Source organism: Shinella sp. OV683 (assembly GCF_057787725.1).
Window position 1 is genome coordinate 5272198 of the sequence record NZ_CM173543.1, and the last position, 18563, is coordinate 5290760.

Annotated in this window: 18 protein-coding genes; 9 read left to right on the top strand and 9 right to left on the bottom strand. The window is 60.0% G+C overall.

The features are described from left to right. Positions 1–51: 51 nt before the first annotated feature. The 5 genes from ptsP (at position 52) to ACXHRN_RS25545 (ending at position 5365) form a co-directional block, all read left to right on the top strand. Positions 52–2319: a phosphoenolpyruvate--protein phosphotransferase gene (gene ptsP, locus ACXHRN_RS25525; protein WP_488642029.1), complete on the top strand. Its 2268-nt coding sequence runs from the start codon at positions 52–54 to the stop codon at positions 2317–2319. A gap of 12 nt (positions 2320–2331) precedes the next feature. Beyond that, positions 2332–3411, top strand: a complete 1080-nt coding sequence (gene prfA, locus ACXHRN_RS25530; RefSeq protein ID WP_488639063.1) for a peptide chain release factor 1 — start codon at positions 2332–2334, stop codon at positions 3409–3411. A gap of 3 nt (positions 3412–3414) precedes the next feature. Then, positions 3415–4269: a peptide chain release factor N(5)-glutamine methyltransferase gene (gene prmC / locus ACXHRN_RS25535; RefSeq protein ID WP_488639064.1), complete on the top strand. Its 855-nt coding sequence runs from the start codon at positions 3415–3417 to the stop codon at positions 4267–4269. Next, on the top strand, positions 4270–4524 hold the full coding sequence (locus tag ACXHRN_RS25540) for a hypothetical protein (RefSeq protein ID WP_488639065.1): 255 nt from the start codon (positions 4270–4272) through the stop codon (positions 4522–4524). Between the two features lie 70 nt (positions 4525–4594). Beyond that, positions 4595–5365 carry a DUF4167 domain-containing protein gene (locus tag ACXHRN_RS25545; protein ID WP_488639066.1) on the top strand — a complete coding sequence of 257 codons (771 nt, stop codon included), beginning with the start codon at positions 4595–4597 and terminating at the stop codon, positions 5363–5365. Positions 5366–5534: 169 nt separating this feature from the next. On the opposite strand, the gene ACXHRN_RS25550 is transcribed toward ACXHRN_RS25545, so the two are convergent. Then, on the bottom strand, positions 5535–6008 hold the full coding sequence (locus ACXHRN_RS25550; RefSeq protein WP_488639067.1) for a chemotaxis protein CheW: 474 nt from the start codon (positions 6006–6008) through the stop codon (positions 5535–5537). Between the two features lie 2 nt (positions 6009–6010). Further along, positions 6011–7807: a methyl-accepting chemotaxis protein gene (locus ACXHRN_RS25555; protein ID WP_488639068.1), complete on the bottom strand. Its 1797-nt coding sequence runs from the start codon at positions 7805–7807 to the stop codon at positions 6011–6013. Positions 7808–8229: 422 nt separating this feature from the next. Between ACXHRN_RS25555 and ACXHRN_RS25560 the strand changes: the two genes are divergently transcribed. Further along, positions 8230–8820, top strand: coding sequence for a YqaA family protein (locus ACXHRN_RS25560; protein ID WP_488639069.1), 591 nt, complete (start codon positions 8230–8232; stop codon positions 8818–8820). A gap of 12 nt (positions 8821–8832) precedes the next feature. Then, on the top strand, positions 8833–9342 hold the full coding sequence (locus ACXHRN_RS25565) for a disulfide bond formation protein B (RefSeq protein WP_488639070.1): 510 nt from the start codon (positions 8833–8835) through the stop codon (positions 9340–9342). Between the two features lie 332 nt (positions 9343–9674). Here the strand turns inward: ACXHRN_RS25565 and ACXHRN_RS25570 are convergent, their stop codons facing one another. From ACXHRN_RS25570 to gloB, 3 genes are all read right to left on the bottom strand, one after another. Further along, a complete protein-coding gene (locus ACXHRN_RS25570; protein ID WP_488639071.1) occupies positions 9675–10232 on the bottom strand; it encodes an HNH endonuclease in 558 nt (185 codons plus the stop codon). A 104-nt stretch (positions 10233–10336) separates the two neighbouring features. Beyond that, entirely contained in the window at positions 10337–10978 is a 642-nt protein-coding gene (locus tag ACXHRN_RS25575) for a DNA-3-methyladenine glycosylase family protein (protein WP_488639072.1), read from the bottom strand. A 3-nt stretch (positions 10979–10981) separates the two neighbouring features. Further along, positions 10982–11752: a hydroxyacylglutathione hydrolase gene (gene gloB, locus ACXHRN_RS25580; protein WP_488639073.1), complete on the bottom strand. Its 771-nt coding sequence runs from the start codon at positions 11750–11752 to the stop codon at positions 10982–10984. A gap of 93 nt (positions 11753–11845) precedes the next feature. Between gloB and ACXHRN_RS25585 the strand changes: the two genes are divergently transcribed. Together ACXHRN_RS25585 and ACXHRN_RS25590 are read left to right on the top strand one after the other, a co-directional pair. Then, positions 11846–12601: a class I SAM-dependent methyltransferase gene (locus ACXHRN_RS25585; protein ID WP_488639074.1), complete on the top strand. Its 756-nt coding sequence runs from the start codon at positions 11846–11848 to the stop codon at positions 12599–12601. A gap of 50 nt (positions 12602–12651) precedes the next feature. Next, positions 12652–13578, top strand: coding sequence for a prephenate/arogenate dehydrogenase family protein (locus ACXHRN_RS25590; RefSeq protein ID WP_488639075.1), 927 nt, complete (start codon positions 12652–12654; stop codon positions 13576–13578). A gap of 12 nt (positions 13579–13590) precedes the next feature. On the opposite strand, the gene ACXHRN_RS25595 is transcribed toward ACXHRN_RS25590, so the two are convergent. The 4 genes from ACXHRN_RS25595 to ACXHRN_RS25610 form a co-directional block, all read right to left on the bottom strand. Continuing rightward, positions 13591–14868, bottom strand: coding sequence for a GNAT family N-acetyltransferase (locus ACXHRN_RS25595; RefSeq protein ID WP_488639076.1), 1278 nt, complete (start codon positions 14866–14868; stop codon positions 13591–13593). Next, positions 14865–16286, bottom strand: a complete 1422-nt coding sequence (locus ACXHRN_RS25600) for a lipopolysaccharide biosynthesis protein (protein ID WP_488639077.1) — start codon at positions 16284–16286, stop codon at positions 14865–14867. Before ACXHRN_RS25600 ends, ACXHRN_RS25595 begins: the two co-directional genes overlap by 4 nt. A gap of 323 nt (positions 16287–16609) precedes the next feature. Next, positions 16610–17629 carry a calcium-binding protein gene (locus tag ACXHRN_RS25605; RefSeq protein WP_488639078.1) on the bottom strand — a complete coding sequence of 340 codons (1020 nt, stop codon included), beginning with the start codon at positions 17627–17629 and terminating at the stop codon, positions 16610–16612. A gap of 505 nt (positions 17630–18134) precedes the next feature. Next, positions 18135–18563, bottom strand: a complete 429-nt coding sequence (locus ACXHRN_RS25610) for a DUF1178 family protein (RefSeq protein WP_488639079.1) — start codon at positions 18561–18563, stop codon at positions 18135–18137.

The following is an 18563-nucleotide window of genomic DNA, read 5'->3' on the forward strand; positions in this document are numbered from 1 at the left end:
ATCTGCGGTAAGCCCTCTTCTTGATGTTGCAATTCAGAAGGGCGCCCAGTGATCAGAGACCTAGCTGCCGGTCCTCGCATCCTGCTGAGACGATTGCGGGAACTTTCCGCCGAGCCGCTCGATCCGCAGGACAGGCTCGACCGGATCGTCATGCAGATCGCCCGCAACATGGTGGCGGAGGTCTGCTCCGTCTACGTGCTGCGTGCTGACGGCGTGCTCGAACTCTATGCGACCGAAGGCCTGAACAAGGAATCGGTCCACTTAGCGCAATTGAAGATGGGCGAAGGCCTTGTCGGTACCATCGCCGCATCGGCCCAGCCGCTCAATCTTTCCGACGCCCAGGCACATCCCGCCTTCCAATACCTGCCGGAAACCGGCGAAGAACTCTACCACTCGTTCCTCGGCGTGCCGATCCTGCGCGCCGGCCGTTCGCTCGGCGTTCTCGTCGTGCAGAACCGCGCCCAGCGCCATTACAGCGACGACGAGGTCGAGGCGCTCGAGACCATCGCCATGGTGCTCGCCGAAATGGTGGCGTCGGGCGAGCTCAAGAAGCTTACCAAGCCGGGTCAGGAACTCGATCTCTCCCGCCCCGTTACAGTCGACGGCGACGCCTATGGCGATGGTATCGGGCTGGGCTATGTCGTGCTGCACGATCCGCGTGTCGTGGTCACCAACCTGCTGAACGAAGATGTCGAACTCGAGCTCAACCGGCTCGGCGAGGCACTTGGTTCGTTGCGCATCCATATCGACGACATGCTCTCGCGGCGCGAAGTGTCGATGGAAGGCGAGCACCGGGCGGTGCTGGAAGCCTACCGGATGTTTGCGCATGATCGCGGCTGGGTGCGCAAGCTGGAAGAGGCGATCCGCAACGGTCTCACCGCCGAAGCGGCTGTCGAGCGCGTCCAGAACGAGACGCGCGCCCGGATGATGCGGCTGACGGACCCTTATCTGCGCGAGCGGATGCATGATTTCGACGATCTCGCCAACCGGCTGCTGCGGCAGCTCTCCGGTTTCGGGGCGCATGCGGCGGGCGAAGAATTTCCCAACGATGCGATCGTCATTGCCCGCGCCATGGGTGCGGCCGAGCTGCTCGATTATCCGCGTGCCAATCTGCGCGGCCTGGTGCTTGAGGAAGGCGCCATTACCAGTCATGTGGTCATAGTCGCCAAGGCCATGGGCATTCCGGTCGTCGGCCAGGCAGAGGGTGTTGTCGGGCTGGCTGAAAAGGGCGATGCCGTCATCATTGACGGCGAGGACGGCAAGGTGCATCTCAGGCCCGCACAGGACGTGCAGAAGGCTTACGAGGAAAAGGCCCGCTTCCGCGCCCGCCGGCAGGAACAGTTCCGCGCGCTTCGCTCGGTCGAGCCGGTGACGCGCGACGGCAAGCGCATCAGCCTCAACATGAATGCCGGCCTGCTGGTCGATCTGCCGCAGCTGGCGGAATCGGGTGCCGAGGGCATCGGGCTGTTCCGGACCGAGCTGCAGTTCATGATCGCCTCGACCATGCCGCGCGGTGAGGAACAGGAAGCTTTTTATCGCAGCGTCATCAAGCAGGCCGCTGGCCGGCCGGTGACGTTTCGGACGCTCGATATCGGTTCCGACAAGGTCGTTCCGTATTTCCAGGCGATCAAGGAAGAGAACCCCGCCCTTGGGTGGCGGGCAATTCGCCTGGCGCTTGACCGGCCCGGCTTGCTGCGGACGCAACTGCGCGCGCTGCTGAAGGCTGCCGCCGGTACCGAACTCAAGATCATGATTCCCATGGTCACCGAGGTCGAGGAGCTGAAGGCAGTGCGGGCGCTGCTGCAGAAGGAAGTGCAGCACCTGTCGAAATTCGCCCATCCCTTGCCGCGCAAGCTGCAATATGGCGCGATGCTGGAAGTGCCGGCGCTGCTCTGGCAGCTCGATGAGCTGATGGCGGAGGTGGATTTCGTCTCGGTCGGCTCCAACGACCTCTTCCAGTTTGCCATGGCGGTGGATCGCGGCAATGCGCGGGTGTCCGATCGCTTCGACATTCTCGGCCGGCCGTTCCTCAGGCTGCTGCGCGACATCGTGCGCGCTGGCGAGCGCAACAAGACGACGGTGACGCTGTGCGGCGAGATGGCCGGCAAGCCGCTCTCGGCAATGGCGCTGCTCGGCATCGGCTTCCGTTCGGTATCGATGTCGCCGGCGTCGATCGGTCCGGTCAAGGCGATGCTGCTCGGGCTCGACACGACGGCGCTCAACCAGGTGATGACCGAGGCGCTGGACAGCCCGGCCGGTGACGTGCCGATGAGGGAAATCCTCAAGCGCTTCGCCGAAACCAACAATATCCCGCTGTGAAATAGGACCGACGTGGCCACGCTTCCGCTTGACAAGATGAGAGACCTCGAACGCCGCTACCAGGAGGTCGAGGCACGCATGGGCGAGGGTCCGGCGGCGGATGTCTATGTCAAGCTGGCCGCCGAGTATGCCGAGCTGCAGCCTGTTGTCGGCAAGATCCGCGACTATAACCGGGCCAGCGACGAGCTGACCGGTATCAGGGCCATGCTCGCCGATTCCGGCACGGACCGCGAGATGCGCGACCTCGCCGAAATGGAGCTGCCGGAAATCCAGGAACGGATCGAAGAGCTCGAAAAAGAGATGCTGATTCAGCTGCTGCCCAAGGACGCGGCGGACGAGCGTAGCGCGATCGTCGAAATCCGCGCCGGCACCGGCGGCAACGAGGCAGCGCTGTTTGCCGGCGACCTGTTCCGGATGTACGAGCGCTATGCCTCGACTAAGGGCTGGAAGGTCGAAGTGCTGTCTGAAAGCGAAGGCGAGGCTGGCGGCTACAAGGAAGTCATTGCCGAGATTTCCGGCCGCGGGGTGTTTTCCAAGCTCAAATTCGAATCCGGCGTGCATCGCGTGCAGCGGGTGCCAGCGACCGAATCGCAGGGCCGCATCCATACTTCAGCGGCGACCGTGGCCGTGTTGCCGGAAGCCGAAGACATCGATATCGAAGTCCGCAACGAGGACATCCGCATCGACACGATGCGCTCGTCAGGCGCCGGCGGCCAGCACGTCAATACGACGGATTCGGCGGTGCGCATCACCCATCTGCCGAGTGGCATCGTGGTGACGAGCTCGGAAAAATCCCAGCACCAGAACCGCGCCAAGGCGATGGCGGTGCTGCGCTCGCGGCTGTTCGACATGGAACGGCAGAAGATCGACAATGCCCGCTCGGCCGACCGCAAGAGCCAGGTCGGTTCGGGCGATCGTTCCGAACGTATCCGCACCTATAATTTTCCGCAGGGACGGCTTACCGACCATCGCATCAACCTGACGCTCTATTCGCTGGACCGGATCATTGCCGGCGATCTCGACGAAGTCGTCGATGCGCTGATTGCGGACTACCAGGCCGGTGAACTCGCCCGGCTCGGCAGTGACAACTAGGCCATGACCTCGCTTGCGGAGACGATGAACCAGATCCGCAACCGCCTGTCGGTTGCGGGCGTCGAGGATCCAGCCGCCGAGGCACGCATCCTCGTGGGCGGCTTGCTCGGCCTGTCGCGTACTGAGCTGATCACGCGGGGCGACATGCAGCTCGCGCTCGACGACGAAGCCCGCATTCATGATGCCGTCGGCCGCCGCACACGTGGCGAGCCGCCCTACCGCATCCTCGGATCGCGGGGGTTTCACGGGTTGGAGCTGAAGCTCAGCGCGGGCACGCTCGAGCCGCGCCCGGATACGGAGATTCTTGTCGATGCGGTGCTCGATGCGTTGAAGGGTCGGGAAGACGAACCCCTCAGCATCCTCGATCTTGGCACCGGCACCGGTGCGATCTGCCTGGCACTTTTGTCGCAATTGCCCAATGCGCGAGGCACGGGCGTCGATGTCTCCCAGGATGCACTCAGGACGGCGGTCGAGAATGCCGCCGCCAATGGTCTTGGCGATCGCTTCGAGGCGGTGCAGAGCAGCTGGTTTGAAGATATTTCCGGGCGATATGATGTAATCGTCTCGAACCCTCCCTATATCAGTAGCGGAACCATTCCGCTGCTCGACCGCGAAGTGCGCGAACACGACCCCTTGATCGCCCTCGATGGCGGTGAAGACGGGCTCGACGCCTACAGGGCTATTGCGAAGGAAGCCAAAAACCATCTCTCCGAGAAAGGGTTGATTGCCGTTGAAACCGGCTTCGACCAGCACGATGAGGTGAAGGCGATCTTCGAAAAAAACAGTTTCGCGCAGGTCTTTACCGTTAAGGATTACGGTGGAAACGACCGGGTTCAGGCGTTTCGCAGTGAAATGTGAATGGTTTATCTGAATTCCTGCTTTTTTCGCAATCTGGCCAAAGAAAAGGCTTGGATTCGCGCAAAAAGCGGTCTAGGTTCCAAGGCAGCACCGGGCGACTTCCAAAGAAATCAAATGATTCGAAGATGGACTGTCGCGCTTTGGGTTATCTCAAGAGAAATTACCGGCTTTAACGGAACTGGTGCTGGACTCTGGATTTTTGGATTGATTCCGGGATCAGCGGCGTCCGCGACGCTTCAGCCAAGGATCAGGTGAGCCTGAACCGCGGCGGAGGTCGGGCACGGATGGTTCGCAATGGAAACCGCAATTTTCGGGTGAGTGATTGATGAGGCCTGGACAACAACAGCAGAAGCAGCGCAGCCGCGGTCGTAACAATAACGGCGGTGGTGGCAGCAACAACAATAACAATAATAACAACAACAACCAGCGCAAGGGCCAGAATCCGCTGACGCGGAGCTATGACAGTTCCGGTCCCGATGTAAAGGTTCGCGGCACTGCACAGAGCATTGCCGAGAAATACATGACGCTGGCGCGCGATGCGACCAGTTCGGGCGACCGGGTGATGGCCGAAAACTATCTCCAGCACGCCGAACACTACAATCGCATCATTGCGGCCGCCCAGGCGATGTATCAGGAGCGCTTCCAGCGCGACGAACGCCAGGAGTTCTCATCCGAGCGCCAAGACTACAATGAGCGCGAAGACGACGACAGCGACAGCAACGACAATGAAAATTCATCGAACGGTACGTCGGACAGCGATATGCAGCCCGCCGAACAGCAGGCGCCACGTCGTGAACATCAGCAGCAGGCACCTCGTCGCGAGCATCAGCAACAGGCACCGCGCCGCAACGAGCACCAAGTGCCGCAGCAGCAGCCACAGCCAATCGTGATCGACGCTTCGACGCCTCAGCCGGTGTTTGAAGGCACGCCAGCGGAAGTTCAAATCGAGCAGGAGACATCGGCGCAGGAGAATGCCGAGCAGTCCCAGCCGCGCCGCCGCGCCCCGGCCCGACCGCGCCGCACGCCGCGCCAGCCGAAGGCTGAAGGCGCTGTCGCTGCGGACACCCCGGCTCCGGTCGACGAACCCGCCGAATAAGGCGGTTCGCTACAACAAGATCAAACTGCCGCGTCCGAGAGGGCGCGGCATTTTTGTTTGAGGCGCGTGATCTCATGCTGCGTGTGCAAGCCTGAGAGACGCCCAGATGCTTGAAAACAGAAAGCCGCCGGTTCATGCCGGCGGCTTCTGCTTGTCATCAAGTAAAAGATCAGGCCGCCAGTGCTTCCTGGTCCTGGAACATCTTGGCGAGATTCAGGAAGCAGATCATGCCGTTTTCGCGGGCGATGATACCGTCGGTGTAGGATTTGTCGAAGGACGTGGTGATTTCCGGTGCTGGCTGCACGTCGGAGCTCTTGATCGTCAGGATGTCGGAGACCTTGTCGACCAGCATGCCGATGATCATGTTCTTGACTTCGGTCACCACGATGGCGCTGCGCTCGTTTGCCGCCGTCGACTGCATGCCGAGCTTGTAGGCGAGATCGATGATCGGAATGACGGTGCCGCGCAGGTTCATGACGCCGACGACATCCTTCGGTGCATGCGGGATCGGGGTCGAGGGCGCCCAGCCGCGGATTTCGCGGATCGTGGTCGTCTTGACGCAGAATTCCTGGTCATGCAGGTGAAAGGCGATGATCTCGAGCGTGTCGGTTTCGAACATCGTGGTCGAATTCGCAGCGGTCATTCTCAGAACTCCTCCCAGCTTTCGGCTGATTGAGCGATGGCGGCATTGCCGTTGAAGGCCAATGCCCTTGTGGTTTTCTGCGCCATCGGTCGGACCGGCGCGGAGGCGGGTCGGGCGGTCATTTTCCGGACTGGTGAGGAAACGGGCGTTTCCCCGCCGGTGCGGAAAGTGGCGAGCAGCCGGTTCAGTGCTTCGACTTCCGTCGCCAGAGCATGGCTTGCGGCTGTCGATTCTTCCACCATCGCGGCGTTCTGCTGTGTGCCCTGATCCAGAGTTACAACAGCTTCGTTAATTTCCTTTAAACCGCCGGCCTGCTCGCGTGCCGAAACGACGATGGCGCTGACATTGAGATCGATTTCCTGCACCTGGGTGACGATCTCGCCAAGCGAGGCGCCCGTCTGGCCGACGAGGCCGACGCCCTTCTTCACCTGCTCGGAGGAGGTGTTGATCAGCGTCTTGATTTCCCTGGCGGCCTGCGCCGAGCGCTGGGCCAGTTCGCGCACTTCCTGGGCGACGACGGCGAAGCCCTTACCGGCATCGCCAGCGCGGGCTGCTTCCACACCGGCATTCAGTGCGAGCAGATTGGTCTGGAAGGCAATGTCGTCGATGACGCCGATGATGCTGGAAATAGCCTTGGAGGAGCTTTCGATCTCGCCCATGGCGTTGATGGCGCTTCTGACCACGTCACCCGAGCGTTGGGCGCCCTGCTTGGTGAGCGTGACGAGCTTGCCCGCATCCTCGGCCCGGCGGGTCGAATCGGCGACGGCGGTGGAGATCTGCTCGAGTGCAGCTGCCGTCTCCTCGACCGATGACGCCTGCTGGGCAGTGCGCTGGGCAAGCGCATCGGCCGCGCCGCGAATCTCGTTGGCGCTGCTGCCGATCGCCTGGGCGTTTTCGCCGACTTCCCTCATGGCATGCCGCAGCCGCTCGATCGAGTCGTTGAAATCCTGGCGAAGCGTCTCGAGATTCTGCGGGAAGACGGTCGTGATCTGTTGCTCGAGATTGCCTTGGGAAAGCTCCTGCAAACCCTTCGCCAGATTGCCGACGGCATGGACGCGCGGGGTGACGTCGGTGGCGAACTTCACGACCTTGAACACCTTGCCGTTCATGTCGAAGATCGGATTGTAGGAAGCCTGGATCCAGACGTCGCGGCCACCCTTGCCGATGCGGCGGAACTCGTCCGCCTGGAATTGGCCCGCAGCAAGATCGGCCCAGAACTTTTTGTATGCGTCCGAGCGCGTGTAATCCGGTTCGCAGAACATCGCATGATGGCGGCCGGTAATCTCGGACAATTCATAACCCAACGCGCCGAGGAAATTGCTGTTTGCAGTGAGGATGTCGCCCGCCGGCGTGAACTCGATCACCGCCTGGGCTCGTGACAGCGCATCGATCTTGCCGGCGTCCTCGGCAGTCCTCAGCTTGGCTGCGGTGATATCGGTGGCGATCTTGACGACCTTATAGGGTTTGCCACCGGAAAAGACCGGATTGTAGGAGGCTTCGATCCAGACTTCGCGACCGCTTTTGGCGATGCGTTTGTACTGGCCGCGATCGAACTGGCCACTGTTAAGGCGAGCCCAGAATGTCGCATAGTTGCTGACCGATGCTTCAGCGGGATCAACAAACATCCGGTGATGCTTGCCGATGATATCAGAGAGTTCGTAGCCCAGCGCCTGGCAGAAGTTCTGGTTGGCGGTGAGGATGTTGCCATCCAGCGAAAACTCGATGATTGCCTGGGATTTGCCGAAGGCATCCAGCACATGACGTGCGTCGGAACGCAATGCGATTGAAAGAAGGCTCATGGTACTTTCCCTTATTATCCCGGCTTGCGGGATTGCCTGCCAATGGTTTCGATGTCGCTTCGCACTGTGGCTGGGCGCGTTCATGGAGAGTGGCGCTTGGCTATAGGAGAAATAGGATGAATTGGTTAACGGGGACTTAAATGAGCGCTAATGTGGCGCATTATACTACCATAGCGATGTATAATACGAAAGAAAAACTTAACATATACATCTTGATGTAAATAGTCTCGAAAATTACTGTAGGCTAAATTAGTGAATGCTTCTAATTCGTTCTCTTCGCAATTCGATCACGCCCAAACGTATCGCTGGGCCGTATTGTCTTCAAAACTCCGTGACAGGAGACATTCCCATCAGCGCCATCGGTTTACAAATAGCTGATATCCGGCTTTAACAGCGTCAACGAACACGGCTCAGGAATATTCATGCTGAAGCGACTTTACGACTGGACGATGCGGCTTGCAGAACGTCCATCCGCCGAAATCTGGCTGTTCATCATCTCGTTTGTCGAAAGCTCCATCTTTCTCGTTCCGGCCGAAGTGCTGTTCCTGCCGATGGCGATCGCCAATCCCAAGAAGGTCTGGCGCTATGGGCTGATTGCGGCTGCCGGATCTATCCTGGGCGGCGTTGCCGGCTGGATGATCGGCTACTACGCCTTCGAGACCATCGCCCGGCCGATCCTCGAATTCTACGGCAAGATGGACAGTTTCGACTCGCTAAAGAATGCCGTCAGCATCGAGTTGGTGCTGCTGTTCCTGGTCACATCGGGCGCGGCGCATCTGCCGCCGCTGAAGGTGGTGACGATCCTTGCCGGCGTGCTTCACGTGAATCTTTTGCTGTTTTTCATCGCAGCGGTGGTGGCGCGTGGCGGCAAGTTCATGCTGCTCTCATGGCTGTTTGCAAAATACGGTCCGTCGATCCGCGACTTCATCGAAAAGCGCCTCAATCTTCTGGCAGGACTGGTCGCGGGATTGCTGATCCTCGCCTACATCGCCTATCACTTTCTCAAGCATTGACGGAATGCACCGATGACATCGACGACTAGCGGTCAAAAGCCATCCCTCACCCACGCCTTGCTGCTGACGGTCGCCATGGCCGCGGTGATCCTTTCGGCCCTGGGCTTCCAGTATATCGGTGGCTATATTCCCTGCGCGCTCTGCCTGTTGCAGCGCTGGCCCTATTACATCGGCGTGCCGATTGCGCTTCTCGCCGTGATTTCGTCCGCCCTCGGCCTGCCGCCGGCGGTAACCAGGACGCTGTTTGCGCTGGCCGGTATCGCCATGCTGATCGGCGCAGGCCTCGGCGTCTATCACGCCGGCGTCGAATGGAAGTTCTGGGAAGGTCCGGCCAGCTGCTCGACTTCGGTCAATGCGGTGACCCAGAACGCCGGCAACCTGCTCGACGATCTCAACACGCAGCATGGTCCGTCCTGTACCGATGCGACGCTGCGGGTGCTCGGGCTATCGTTTGCGGGCTGGAACGTGATCTGCAGCCTGGTGCTGGCAGCCATCGGATTTCGGGGGGCTGTAAAGGGGTGAGGCAAGGCGGCGGAAGGCAAATACGCGGCAATAGTGAAAATCGAGATAAGACAATTTTTAGTGACTTATCTGGCAATGTTCCTGTTCCTGACCCCGGCTCTGGCAATTTCTAGCACTTAGCTTTCGCGCTGGCTGCCGAGCCTGGTGAAGCCCCTTATTCGCTCAAGCTAAATGCTGAAATTGCTTTCTCGCCCGCCAGGGGCGAGATAGACCTGCCGCTGTCGCCTCGCTTCAATCCATCCTCGAATTTTCAGCGACCCTGATAGTCAATTTGGCAAGAGCAAAACCATGGCTGCAAGGCGCGGGTCCATTCCAGGAAAAGCCAAACCTTCTTACGGCTGCAGCTCGGTATCCCAGTAAAGATAGTCCATCCAGCTTTCATGCAGGTAGTTGGGCGGGAACAGCCGGCCGTTGTTGTGCAGGTCCTGCACCGTCGGCCGGTAAGGCTTCTGGTTGGGGAACATGCCGGCTTGCTTCGGCAGCTTCGAGCCTTTGCGGAGATTGCAGGGCGCGCAGGCCGTTACGACGTTTTCCCACGTCGTCTGGCCGCCCAGCGCGCGCGGCGTGACGTGATCGAAGGTCAGGTCGTCGTCGTCCGAGCAATACTGGCATTCGAACTTGTCGCGCAGGAAGACGTTGAAGCGCGTAAACGCGGGATAACGCGACGGCTGCACATAGGATTTCAGGCAGACGACGCTCGGCAGCTTCATCGAATAGCTGGGCGATGAGACCGAATGCTCGTATTCCGCGATGATATTGACGCGGTCAAGGAAGACCGCCTTGATCGCGTCCTGCCAGGACCATAGCGACAAGGGGTAATAGCTCAGCGGCCGATAGTCCGCATTGAGGACCAGCGCCGGTAATGACTGGGGTGACACTGCAATCGTCAAGACGTGCTCCCTGACCGATTCGATTTCCCTGCTTCTTCATACTAGGCGGATTGCAACAGGATTGTGAAGCCCTGAAAAGAAAGAGTTTTTTGCCTCTGTTGTTTTCAGGCAACAGGCAGGCCGTTGCGTCTCATCTGCCGGCCATAATAGGCCCAAAGCAGGCGCGCGGCAATCGATCGATAGGGTTGCCAAGGCTCGGCAAGCGCACGGAATTGCTTCGTCGTCGGGCGGGTCTCGAGCCCGAAGGCATTGACATAAGCGCTCAGCAAGGCGACGTCGCCGGCCGGGAAGATATCGGGGTGGCCGGCGGAAAACAGCAGGAACACCTCGGCCGACCAGGGGCCGATGCCTTTTACCGATGTCAGTGCGTGAAGTGCCTCGTCTACCGGCAGGAAAGCGGTGTGTTCGAGATCGAGTCCGTCATGGCATGCTGCAGCCAGACGTCGCAGGGTTCCCGCCTTGGCACCGGAGAGGCCGGCGCCGCGCATCTGGTCTTCGCTGAGCGCCAGAATTGATTCGACGCTGACTTCGCCGGCGAGCGTTTCGAGGCGCGCCCAGATCGCATCGGCCGAGGCGCGCGACACCATCTGCGAGATGACGATGCTGGCCAATCCGCGATAGCCCGGCGGCTGGTAGCGCAGCGGAATCGGTCGCGCCTTTTCAGCCACCACAGCAAAGTCGGGTGCGATGGCGGCCAGATCAGCGATCGCCGCCTCGATATCGGCTTCGGTGCGGATCGGCCGCATGGCCTAGAAATTATCCTTGCGCGAACGAATCTCGGCAAACACTTCCCAGTCTTCGGCGCCTTCCATGGCGAGATGCTTGCGGATCTCGGTGTCATCAGCGCGCAGGAACGGGTTGGTGCGTAGTTCCAGCCCAATTGTCGTCGGTGCGGTGAATTTGCCTTCGGCACGCAGCGCTTCGATGTCACGGGCGCGCGCCAGCAACTCATCGTTGCGCGGATCGACGGTCACGGCAAAGCGGGCATTGGACAACGTGTATTCGTGGCCGAAATAGACCGTCGTCTCTTCCGGCAGTTCCTTCAGCTTGGAGAGCGATGTCCACATATCGCGGGCAGGACGCTCGAACAGTCGGCCGCAGCCCAACGCAAACAGCGTGTCGGCGGAAAATAGCAGGTGGTCGTCCGGCAGGTAGTAGCAGATATGGCCCGCCGTGTGGCCGGGCGTTTCGATCACCATCACAGGCCGGCCCGCCCAGATGAAGGCACCGCCATCGCCGAAGGCGAAGCCGAGACCGGGAATCTTGTCCGCCTCGTTCTTCGGGCCGGTGATTTCGCAATCGTATTTTGCCTTCAGCGCCAGATTGGCCTCGACATGGTCCTGATGGTGGTGGGTGGTGAAGATATCGGTGAGATACCAGCCGCGGCGCTCCAGTGCAGCAATGATCGGGGCTTCCTCCGGCGCATCGATCGATGCCGTGCGGCCGGTGTCCGGATCGTGGATAAGCACGCCGAAATTGTCGCCGCGGGCGCTGAAGAGTTCGATCTGAAGTTCGGCCATGGCATGTTCGTCCCAATTATCATCTTGATTTTATGCTGCATTATTTAGGTTTTGCGGCCTTGAAGTCCAGCCCGGCAGGGTTACATTCGTGGGATGCAGACCGATATCGTTGATTTACGTGAGTTTTATCATTCCCAGCTCGGCCAGTTCGCCGAGGCGTCGATCAGCCACGCGCTGGCGTCACTCTGGTCGCGGCTGCCGGACGAAAGGCTGGTCGGTATCGGCTATGCGCTTCCCTATCTCGAGCGCTTCAAGGGCGACGCCGAGCGCGCCTTCGCCTTCATGCCGGCGGGACAGGGGGCGGTGAATTGGCCACCCGGCGCGCTTTCGGCCACGGCGCTGATCTTCGACGAAGAACTGCCGCTGCCGGATTCGTCCATCGATCGGATACTGCTGGTGCATTCGCTGGAATTTGCCGAAAATCCACGTGAGACGCTGAAGGAACTTTGGCGGGTTCTGGCGCCCGGCGGGCGGCTGGTCATCGTCGTGCCCAACCGGCGCGGCGTCTGGGCGCGGTTCGAGCACACACCGTTCGGGGCCGGTCGGCCTTATTCGCGCGGCCAGCTCACGTCGCTGTTGCGCGAGACCAATTTCACGCCCGGCGCCTATGCGGATGCGCTGTTCTATCCGCCCTATCGTACGCGATGGCTGCTGAAGCTCTTCCACGGCATAGAACCGATTGGCCGCCGGCTGATGCCGGTGTTTTCAGGGGTGATCGCGGTCGAGGCGCAGAAGCGGCTCTATCAGGGCCTGCCGGTGTTTGCGCGGGCGTCACGCCGCGTCTTCGTGCCGGTTCTAGCGCCGCAGGGCGTACCAACGACGCGTGTCGGCCTCTCGACAAAGGACTGAGTGGCCGCTATTGCCTTTGCCCATATCCTGCCTAACGGAATTTCCAAGATATGAGCGACATCCAGTTTGAAAAGATCGCATTGATCGGCATCGGCCTGATCGGCTCGTCCATTGCACGTGCCGTCAAGGAAAAGGGCCTTGCCCGCGAGGTGGCGATCACCACCCGCAGCGCGCTGACGCTGGCGCGCGCTGAGGAATTGGAACTGGGCACATTCTATACCGAAAGTGCTGCCGAAGCCGTTCGCGATGCGGACCTGGTCGTCGTCTCGGTGCCGGTCGGTGCATCCGGTGCCGTTGCCAAGGAAATTTCAGGTGCGATGAAGCCGGGCGCGATCCTCACCGATGTCGGCTCGACCAAGGCGTCGGTGATCAGCCAGATGGCGCCCTATATCCAGCGCGGCGTCCACTTCATACCCGGCCATCCGATCGCCGGCACGGAACATTCCGGTCCCGATGCCGGCTTCGCGGATCTTTTCGAGGGCCGCTGGTGCATTCTGACCCCGGTCGCCGATACCGATGCCGGTGCGATCCAGAAGCTTCGGACGTTTTGGGAGTCGCTGGGCTCACGGGTCGATGAGATGGATCCCGAGCACCATGACAAGGTGCTGGCGATCGTTTCGCACCTGCCGCACATCATCGCCTACAATATCGTCGGCACGGCGGCCGATCTCGAGACGGTGACGGAATCGGAAGTCATCAAGTATTCCGCTTCCGGTTTTCGCGATTTCACCCGACTCGCAGCATCCGATCCGGTGATGTGGCGTGACGTCTGCCTGCACAACAAGGATGCGCTGCTCGAAATGCTGGCGCGGTTCTCCGAGGATCTGGCGTTTCTGCAGCGGGCAATCCGCTGGGGCGAAGGCGACAAGCTGTTTGATCTCTTCACCCGCACGCGTGCCGTGCGCCGCTCGATCATCGAGGCTGGGCAAGACACATCAGAGGCCGATTTCGGCCGCCACGTCAAGCACGAGAAGTAGCCGCCGAAAGGGTCAGCCCCTGCCGGCCATCGAGCGGATCTTTTCGCGGATCAGCCGTGCGACGTTGCGGGTGTTCTTGTATAGATGCAGCTGGGTTGCGGCCTGCCGGGTCATGCGGTCGGCGTCCGGCGTCAGGCCGATGATCAGCGTGCCCATCTCCTCGCGCTCCTGCCAAAGGCGGCTCATGATCGGGTGGTCGGGCACCGCGCAGGAATCGGTGCGTGTGATGTTGGCGTCGTCGAGATGCCATTCCGTCAGTTGCGCGACCAACAGCTTGCCGGGCGAGAAGCGGGCAAGGCTTTCATCGTAGGCTGTCTTCCAGGTATAGGCCTCGCCATTCATGATCAGCACGATCATCGAGGCGATAGCGCGACCGTCGAGGTCGATTGTGTGGATGCGGGCGCCGTCGATCTCGGCGAGATTGTTGACTGCCTCGCGGGCGAACGCGGCACGGTATCGATCCGACAGCATGGCGGAACGTTTCTTGCCTTTCCATCCCGAGGCTTCGAGCAGCAGGAACTCCTCCATGCGCGCACGGATTTCCCTGGGTTGACGGGCAACCGAGTAGCTGGGCTTGCCGATTTTCTCCAACAGGGACCACTGACGGCGCATCTCGCGCATATGCGACGATTTGATCGAGCCGCGCAGGTAGGTCTCACCGTCCTTCACGCTTTCCAGCATCGGCCGCAGATAGGGATCGGCGATGGTCAGCGGCAGGTTGCGTGACAGCGCGATCGCCTTGATCAACAGGGTGACGGGGCCATGCAGGCGGACATCGGGCAGCACCAGAACCGGCGGCAACTGGCTGCGTTCGCGAGCCAGGACATCAAAGAAATGGTCGATCGTCTCGGCGGCATTCTCGCTGTCGACCAATGGCGTGCCGATCGGGCCGAATGGATTGGCCCAGGCGCGCATGATCGGCGTGCCGATCGAAAATCCGGGCTTTTCGATCGAGAACGGCAGCAGAAGACGCAATCGGCTGCGCTGGCCATTGTCGTCGCGAATGACGGCCAAACGGATTTCGCGATCGTCGAGACGGGGCATGGCGGGTGCCAGGAAACGGCTCGAGAAGAAGACATTCGGCTCCATGGCGCGATTGGAGAGGAAGTCGAGTTCTTCCTGCAGGTCATAGCCGGCAGCGGTGTGATAGACGGAAAGCGTGCGGCCTTCCTTGGCTGTCTTCAGCTCGAGCATCGGCACCGGCAACTGGCTCACCGTTCCAATGTCTCCGTGGGCAAGCCGCATCGAAGTCTCGAGCGTATCGTCGTGATAGACCGGGGCGGGCGTCATTTGCTGGTATCCTCGACTGCGCCTTGCGGGCCATCGGGGCGGGCAAAGGCGAAGAGTACTATGGAGAGTTTACGCCGCACCGTGACATGCAGCAGGATGGCTTCGATGAACATCGCGCCGGCGGCGGCAAAGGCGGCACCCTCGATGCCATAGAGCGGCACGAGGATGATGTTGAGACCGATATTGGCGGCAAGCGCGAAGGCATAGAGCTTGACACAGAGCGCCTGCTCGCCAGCCATGGTCAGCAGCACTTCACCGGGCCCGACCGAGGCCTTGGCGAGAATGCCGAAGAACAGGATGACCATCACCGAATAGCCGGAAGTGAACCCCGCGCCGAACATGCCAAGCAGGAAATGCCCGGCCGCCAGCATCACCAGGCCGACGCCCAGAGCGGGCCAGAAGGCCCAGCGCACGGTCTGTCCCGCAAACTGGCTGAGTTCGGCATGCTCGCCTGCGCCATAGAGCGCCGAGAAGCGCGGCGCGGAGGCGGCCTTGACCGAGAAGTAGACGAACTGCACCAGCGCCATGGTCTTGGATGCTGCGAAATAAATGCCGACCTGGGCGGGTTCGAGAAACAGGCCGGTGACCACCGTGTCTGAATTGGTCAGCAGAAAGCCGAAACCCTCGATCAGGAAGATCGGCAGGGCCACTCGGAGCCACGCGCCGAATTCGATATGCATCGGCCCCTTCTCGTAGCGCCGATGAAGCCGCCACTTGATGTTGAAGAACTGGCCGATAGTGGTGACATAGGTCGCGGCAAGGCTGGTCAGCATCGCGGTTTCGGCGGTCTGCGGCGCGCCATACCAGATTGCTGCCAGCATGAAGACGAGAATCAACGTCGGGCGGATGATGTAGGTGGGGGATAGCGCCACGAAGGCCCAGGAATTGGCACGCGCCGTGCCCTCCATCGTGTCGCCCAACGCCACCATCGGCAGGATGCAGAGCGCGATGAACAGCGGCACGAGATAATAGCTCTGGACCGCGGCGCCGAACAGCTTGAGCGCCACAAAGCCGACCAGCGCCACCGTGGTCGAGGACAGAAGCGCAAAGACACGCGCGGTGATCGCCAGACCGCGGACCCGCTCATAGTCGTTGTCGGCCTCGAATTGCGGCAGGAAGCGAATCTGGGCCGAATGAAAGCCAAGACAGGAGAGATTGCCGATCAGGATCACCAGTACCCAGACGAAAACGAAGATGCCGTATTCGTGTTCACCCATGATGCGGGCGAGAATGATCTGCGAGACGAAGGCGATTGCCGCGGAAAAGACGCGGATGAAGAAGGCTATCAGTGCCATGCGGCCGGCGCGGCCGGCACCATCTTCCGCCGTCAAATAGGTCGCGGCCCTGCCTGCAAAGGTCTTCAACCTCGCAATGCGGTTTTCCGGCAGATCCTTTGCGGATGCCTGGAGAATGGCCATGAAACGCAGTACCCGACTTTGTGACGCAAAAACAACGTCCGCATTCTAGGCACAACGAGGTTAAGAAACGGTTCGAGGGGCGGGTTCTTGCTTTCGCACGGGTTCGCGTGCATCGGCATCAAAACGCAGCTTTTTCATGAGGATGATTGCGGAATGAAACAGGTCATTTGATCATCGGCAATGCCGAAGCGGCCCACCCGTAAGACGCTGTTTCGAACGAGATGTTTGTTGAACGAGCGTTGCAAAAACCGGAAGCCATTTAAGCTGAAAAGCCCGGCATAACAGATATGCCGGGCTTCTGTCTTCCGTGATGGCGATCCGGCTTAGAGCTGGAAATCACCTTCCGTCAGTGTGATCTGGCCCTGAAGTTCAATTTCGAACTCGACAGTGCTCGCATCGGAGTCTGCATTGACCTGAACGACCGTGTTGCCGTGGTCGTCCTGTACGTAGCGGATCTGGCCAGCGCCGGTGAAAGCGTCGGTGCCGACGAATTCAAATGCCTGGTTGCCGTTCTTCTCGGCGCTGTCAGCATCGATGAAGCTGACGTCGATCTTGTCACCGGTATTCCAGTCCAAGATCGTATCGCGATTGCCAAAGCCAACGCCGCTTTCTGCGATGTCGCGGAACTGGAACGTATCATTGCCGGCACCGCCATACATGATGTCATTGCCGGTATTGCCAAACAGTGTGTCGGCTCCAGCGTCGCCCAGGAGGTAGTCGCGCTCGCCGCCACCGATGAGCAAATCGCCGCCAGCGCCACCGCTGAGGTAATTCTTGCCCAATCCGCCAACCAGATGGTCGCTTCCTGCGCCGCCGACCAGGTGATCGTCGCCACCGCCGCCGGAGATGAAGTCGCTACCGGCGCCGCCGCCGATCACGTCGTCGCCGCTTCCGCCTTCCAGATTGTCATCACCGTCGCCACCATCCAGCGTGTCATCGCCAGCCGCGCCGTAAAGGAAATCGTTTCCGATCCCGCCGTTCAAATAGTCGTTGCCGTCGTCACCGTTGATGGTGTCGTCGCCGGCTCCGCCATTCATGACGTCATCGTCGTCGCCGCCGCCGATGTTATCGGAACCGTCGCCGCCATTCATGTTGTCGTCGCCCGCGCTGCCCTGCAGCACGTCGTCGCCAGCATCGCCTGTTATCTTGTCGTCGCCAAGGCCGCCAACGACGCGGTCGTTGTCATCGCCGCCGTGAAGCGTGTCGTTGCCCTGGCCGCCGAAGATCCAATCGTTGCCCTTCTGGCCCCAGATGGTGTCGTCATCAGCTCCGCCATAAATCGTGTTATCCTGCGCATCACCATACACAGTGCTACCCAGTGCTCTTCCAAAGCGCTTAGACATTTTTCATCCTTATACTGTTACGGGAGTTTATTTATTGATATTTGTTGCGGTCAGGACACATCATTGCTTCGGGGCGAAGAGTTTCCATGTCCATTGCTTTCGTTCATACATTCAGAACACAAAGCATATTGCACTGCACTTGTCACTCACTTTCCTAACGAAATATTAAATCATTTTTTTCAATTTTCGTCACAATAGAGACAAATATGTCTATGCTATTGAGAATACATCGCTGCCTCACGCAAAGGTTGCGTTTTTGCGGTTGTTTGCTTTGACTGACCGCAGACTATTGCAGGCATGTAGTGATAATAGAGCGCTGTACGTCAAAGTTAAGAACTTTTTTTGGGTGGAGTAATTTTGAGTATCGGTGCTGCCGGAGTTGTGCCGTTTTGAAACATGACCTGGCGGATGCCATAGATAGCAGCACAAGGCAAGCGTGGATGCTGCAAAATAGTACACATCCGCATAACTGTTGATTGTAAATGCCGGGGCTTGCTGGGTGAGTTTAGTTGACGTCGTCAGGAAAGACGGGAAGGGCCGATATCTCGATGCCTTCGTCGATCAGCGCTTCGGCCTCGTCCGTGCTTGCCTGGCCGATAATACCGCGCGCCTGGCTCTCGCCATAATGGATCTTGCGGGCTTCCTCGGGGAATTTTTCGCCGACGTCCTCGGCGTTCTTGCGGATTTCGCCGACCGCTTCCTTGAGCTTGGCGATCATCTCGCGGCGGGTATTGTCCATCACCAGCGCCTTGGTCTGATCCTTCTGGCGGCCGGTGGTGACATTGGGTGCCATCAGCACTTTGGTCACGGCTTGCGAGTTGCAGGCAGGACAGGAGACATGGCCGGCTGACGACTGGTCGTCGAAATCGGCCGACGAGCCGAACCAGCCCTCGAAATCATGTCCATTGTCGCAGCGCAGGGAGTAGTGGATCAC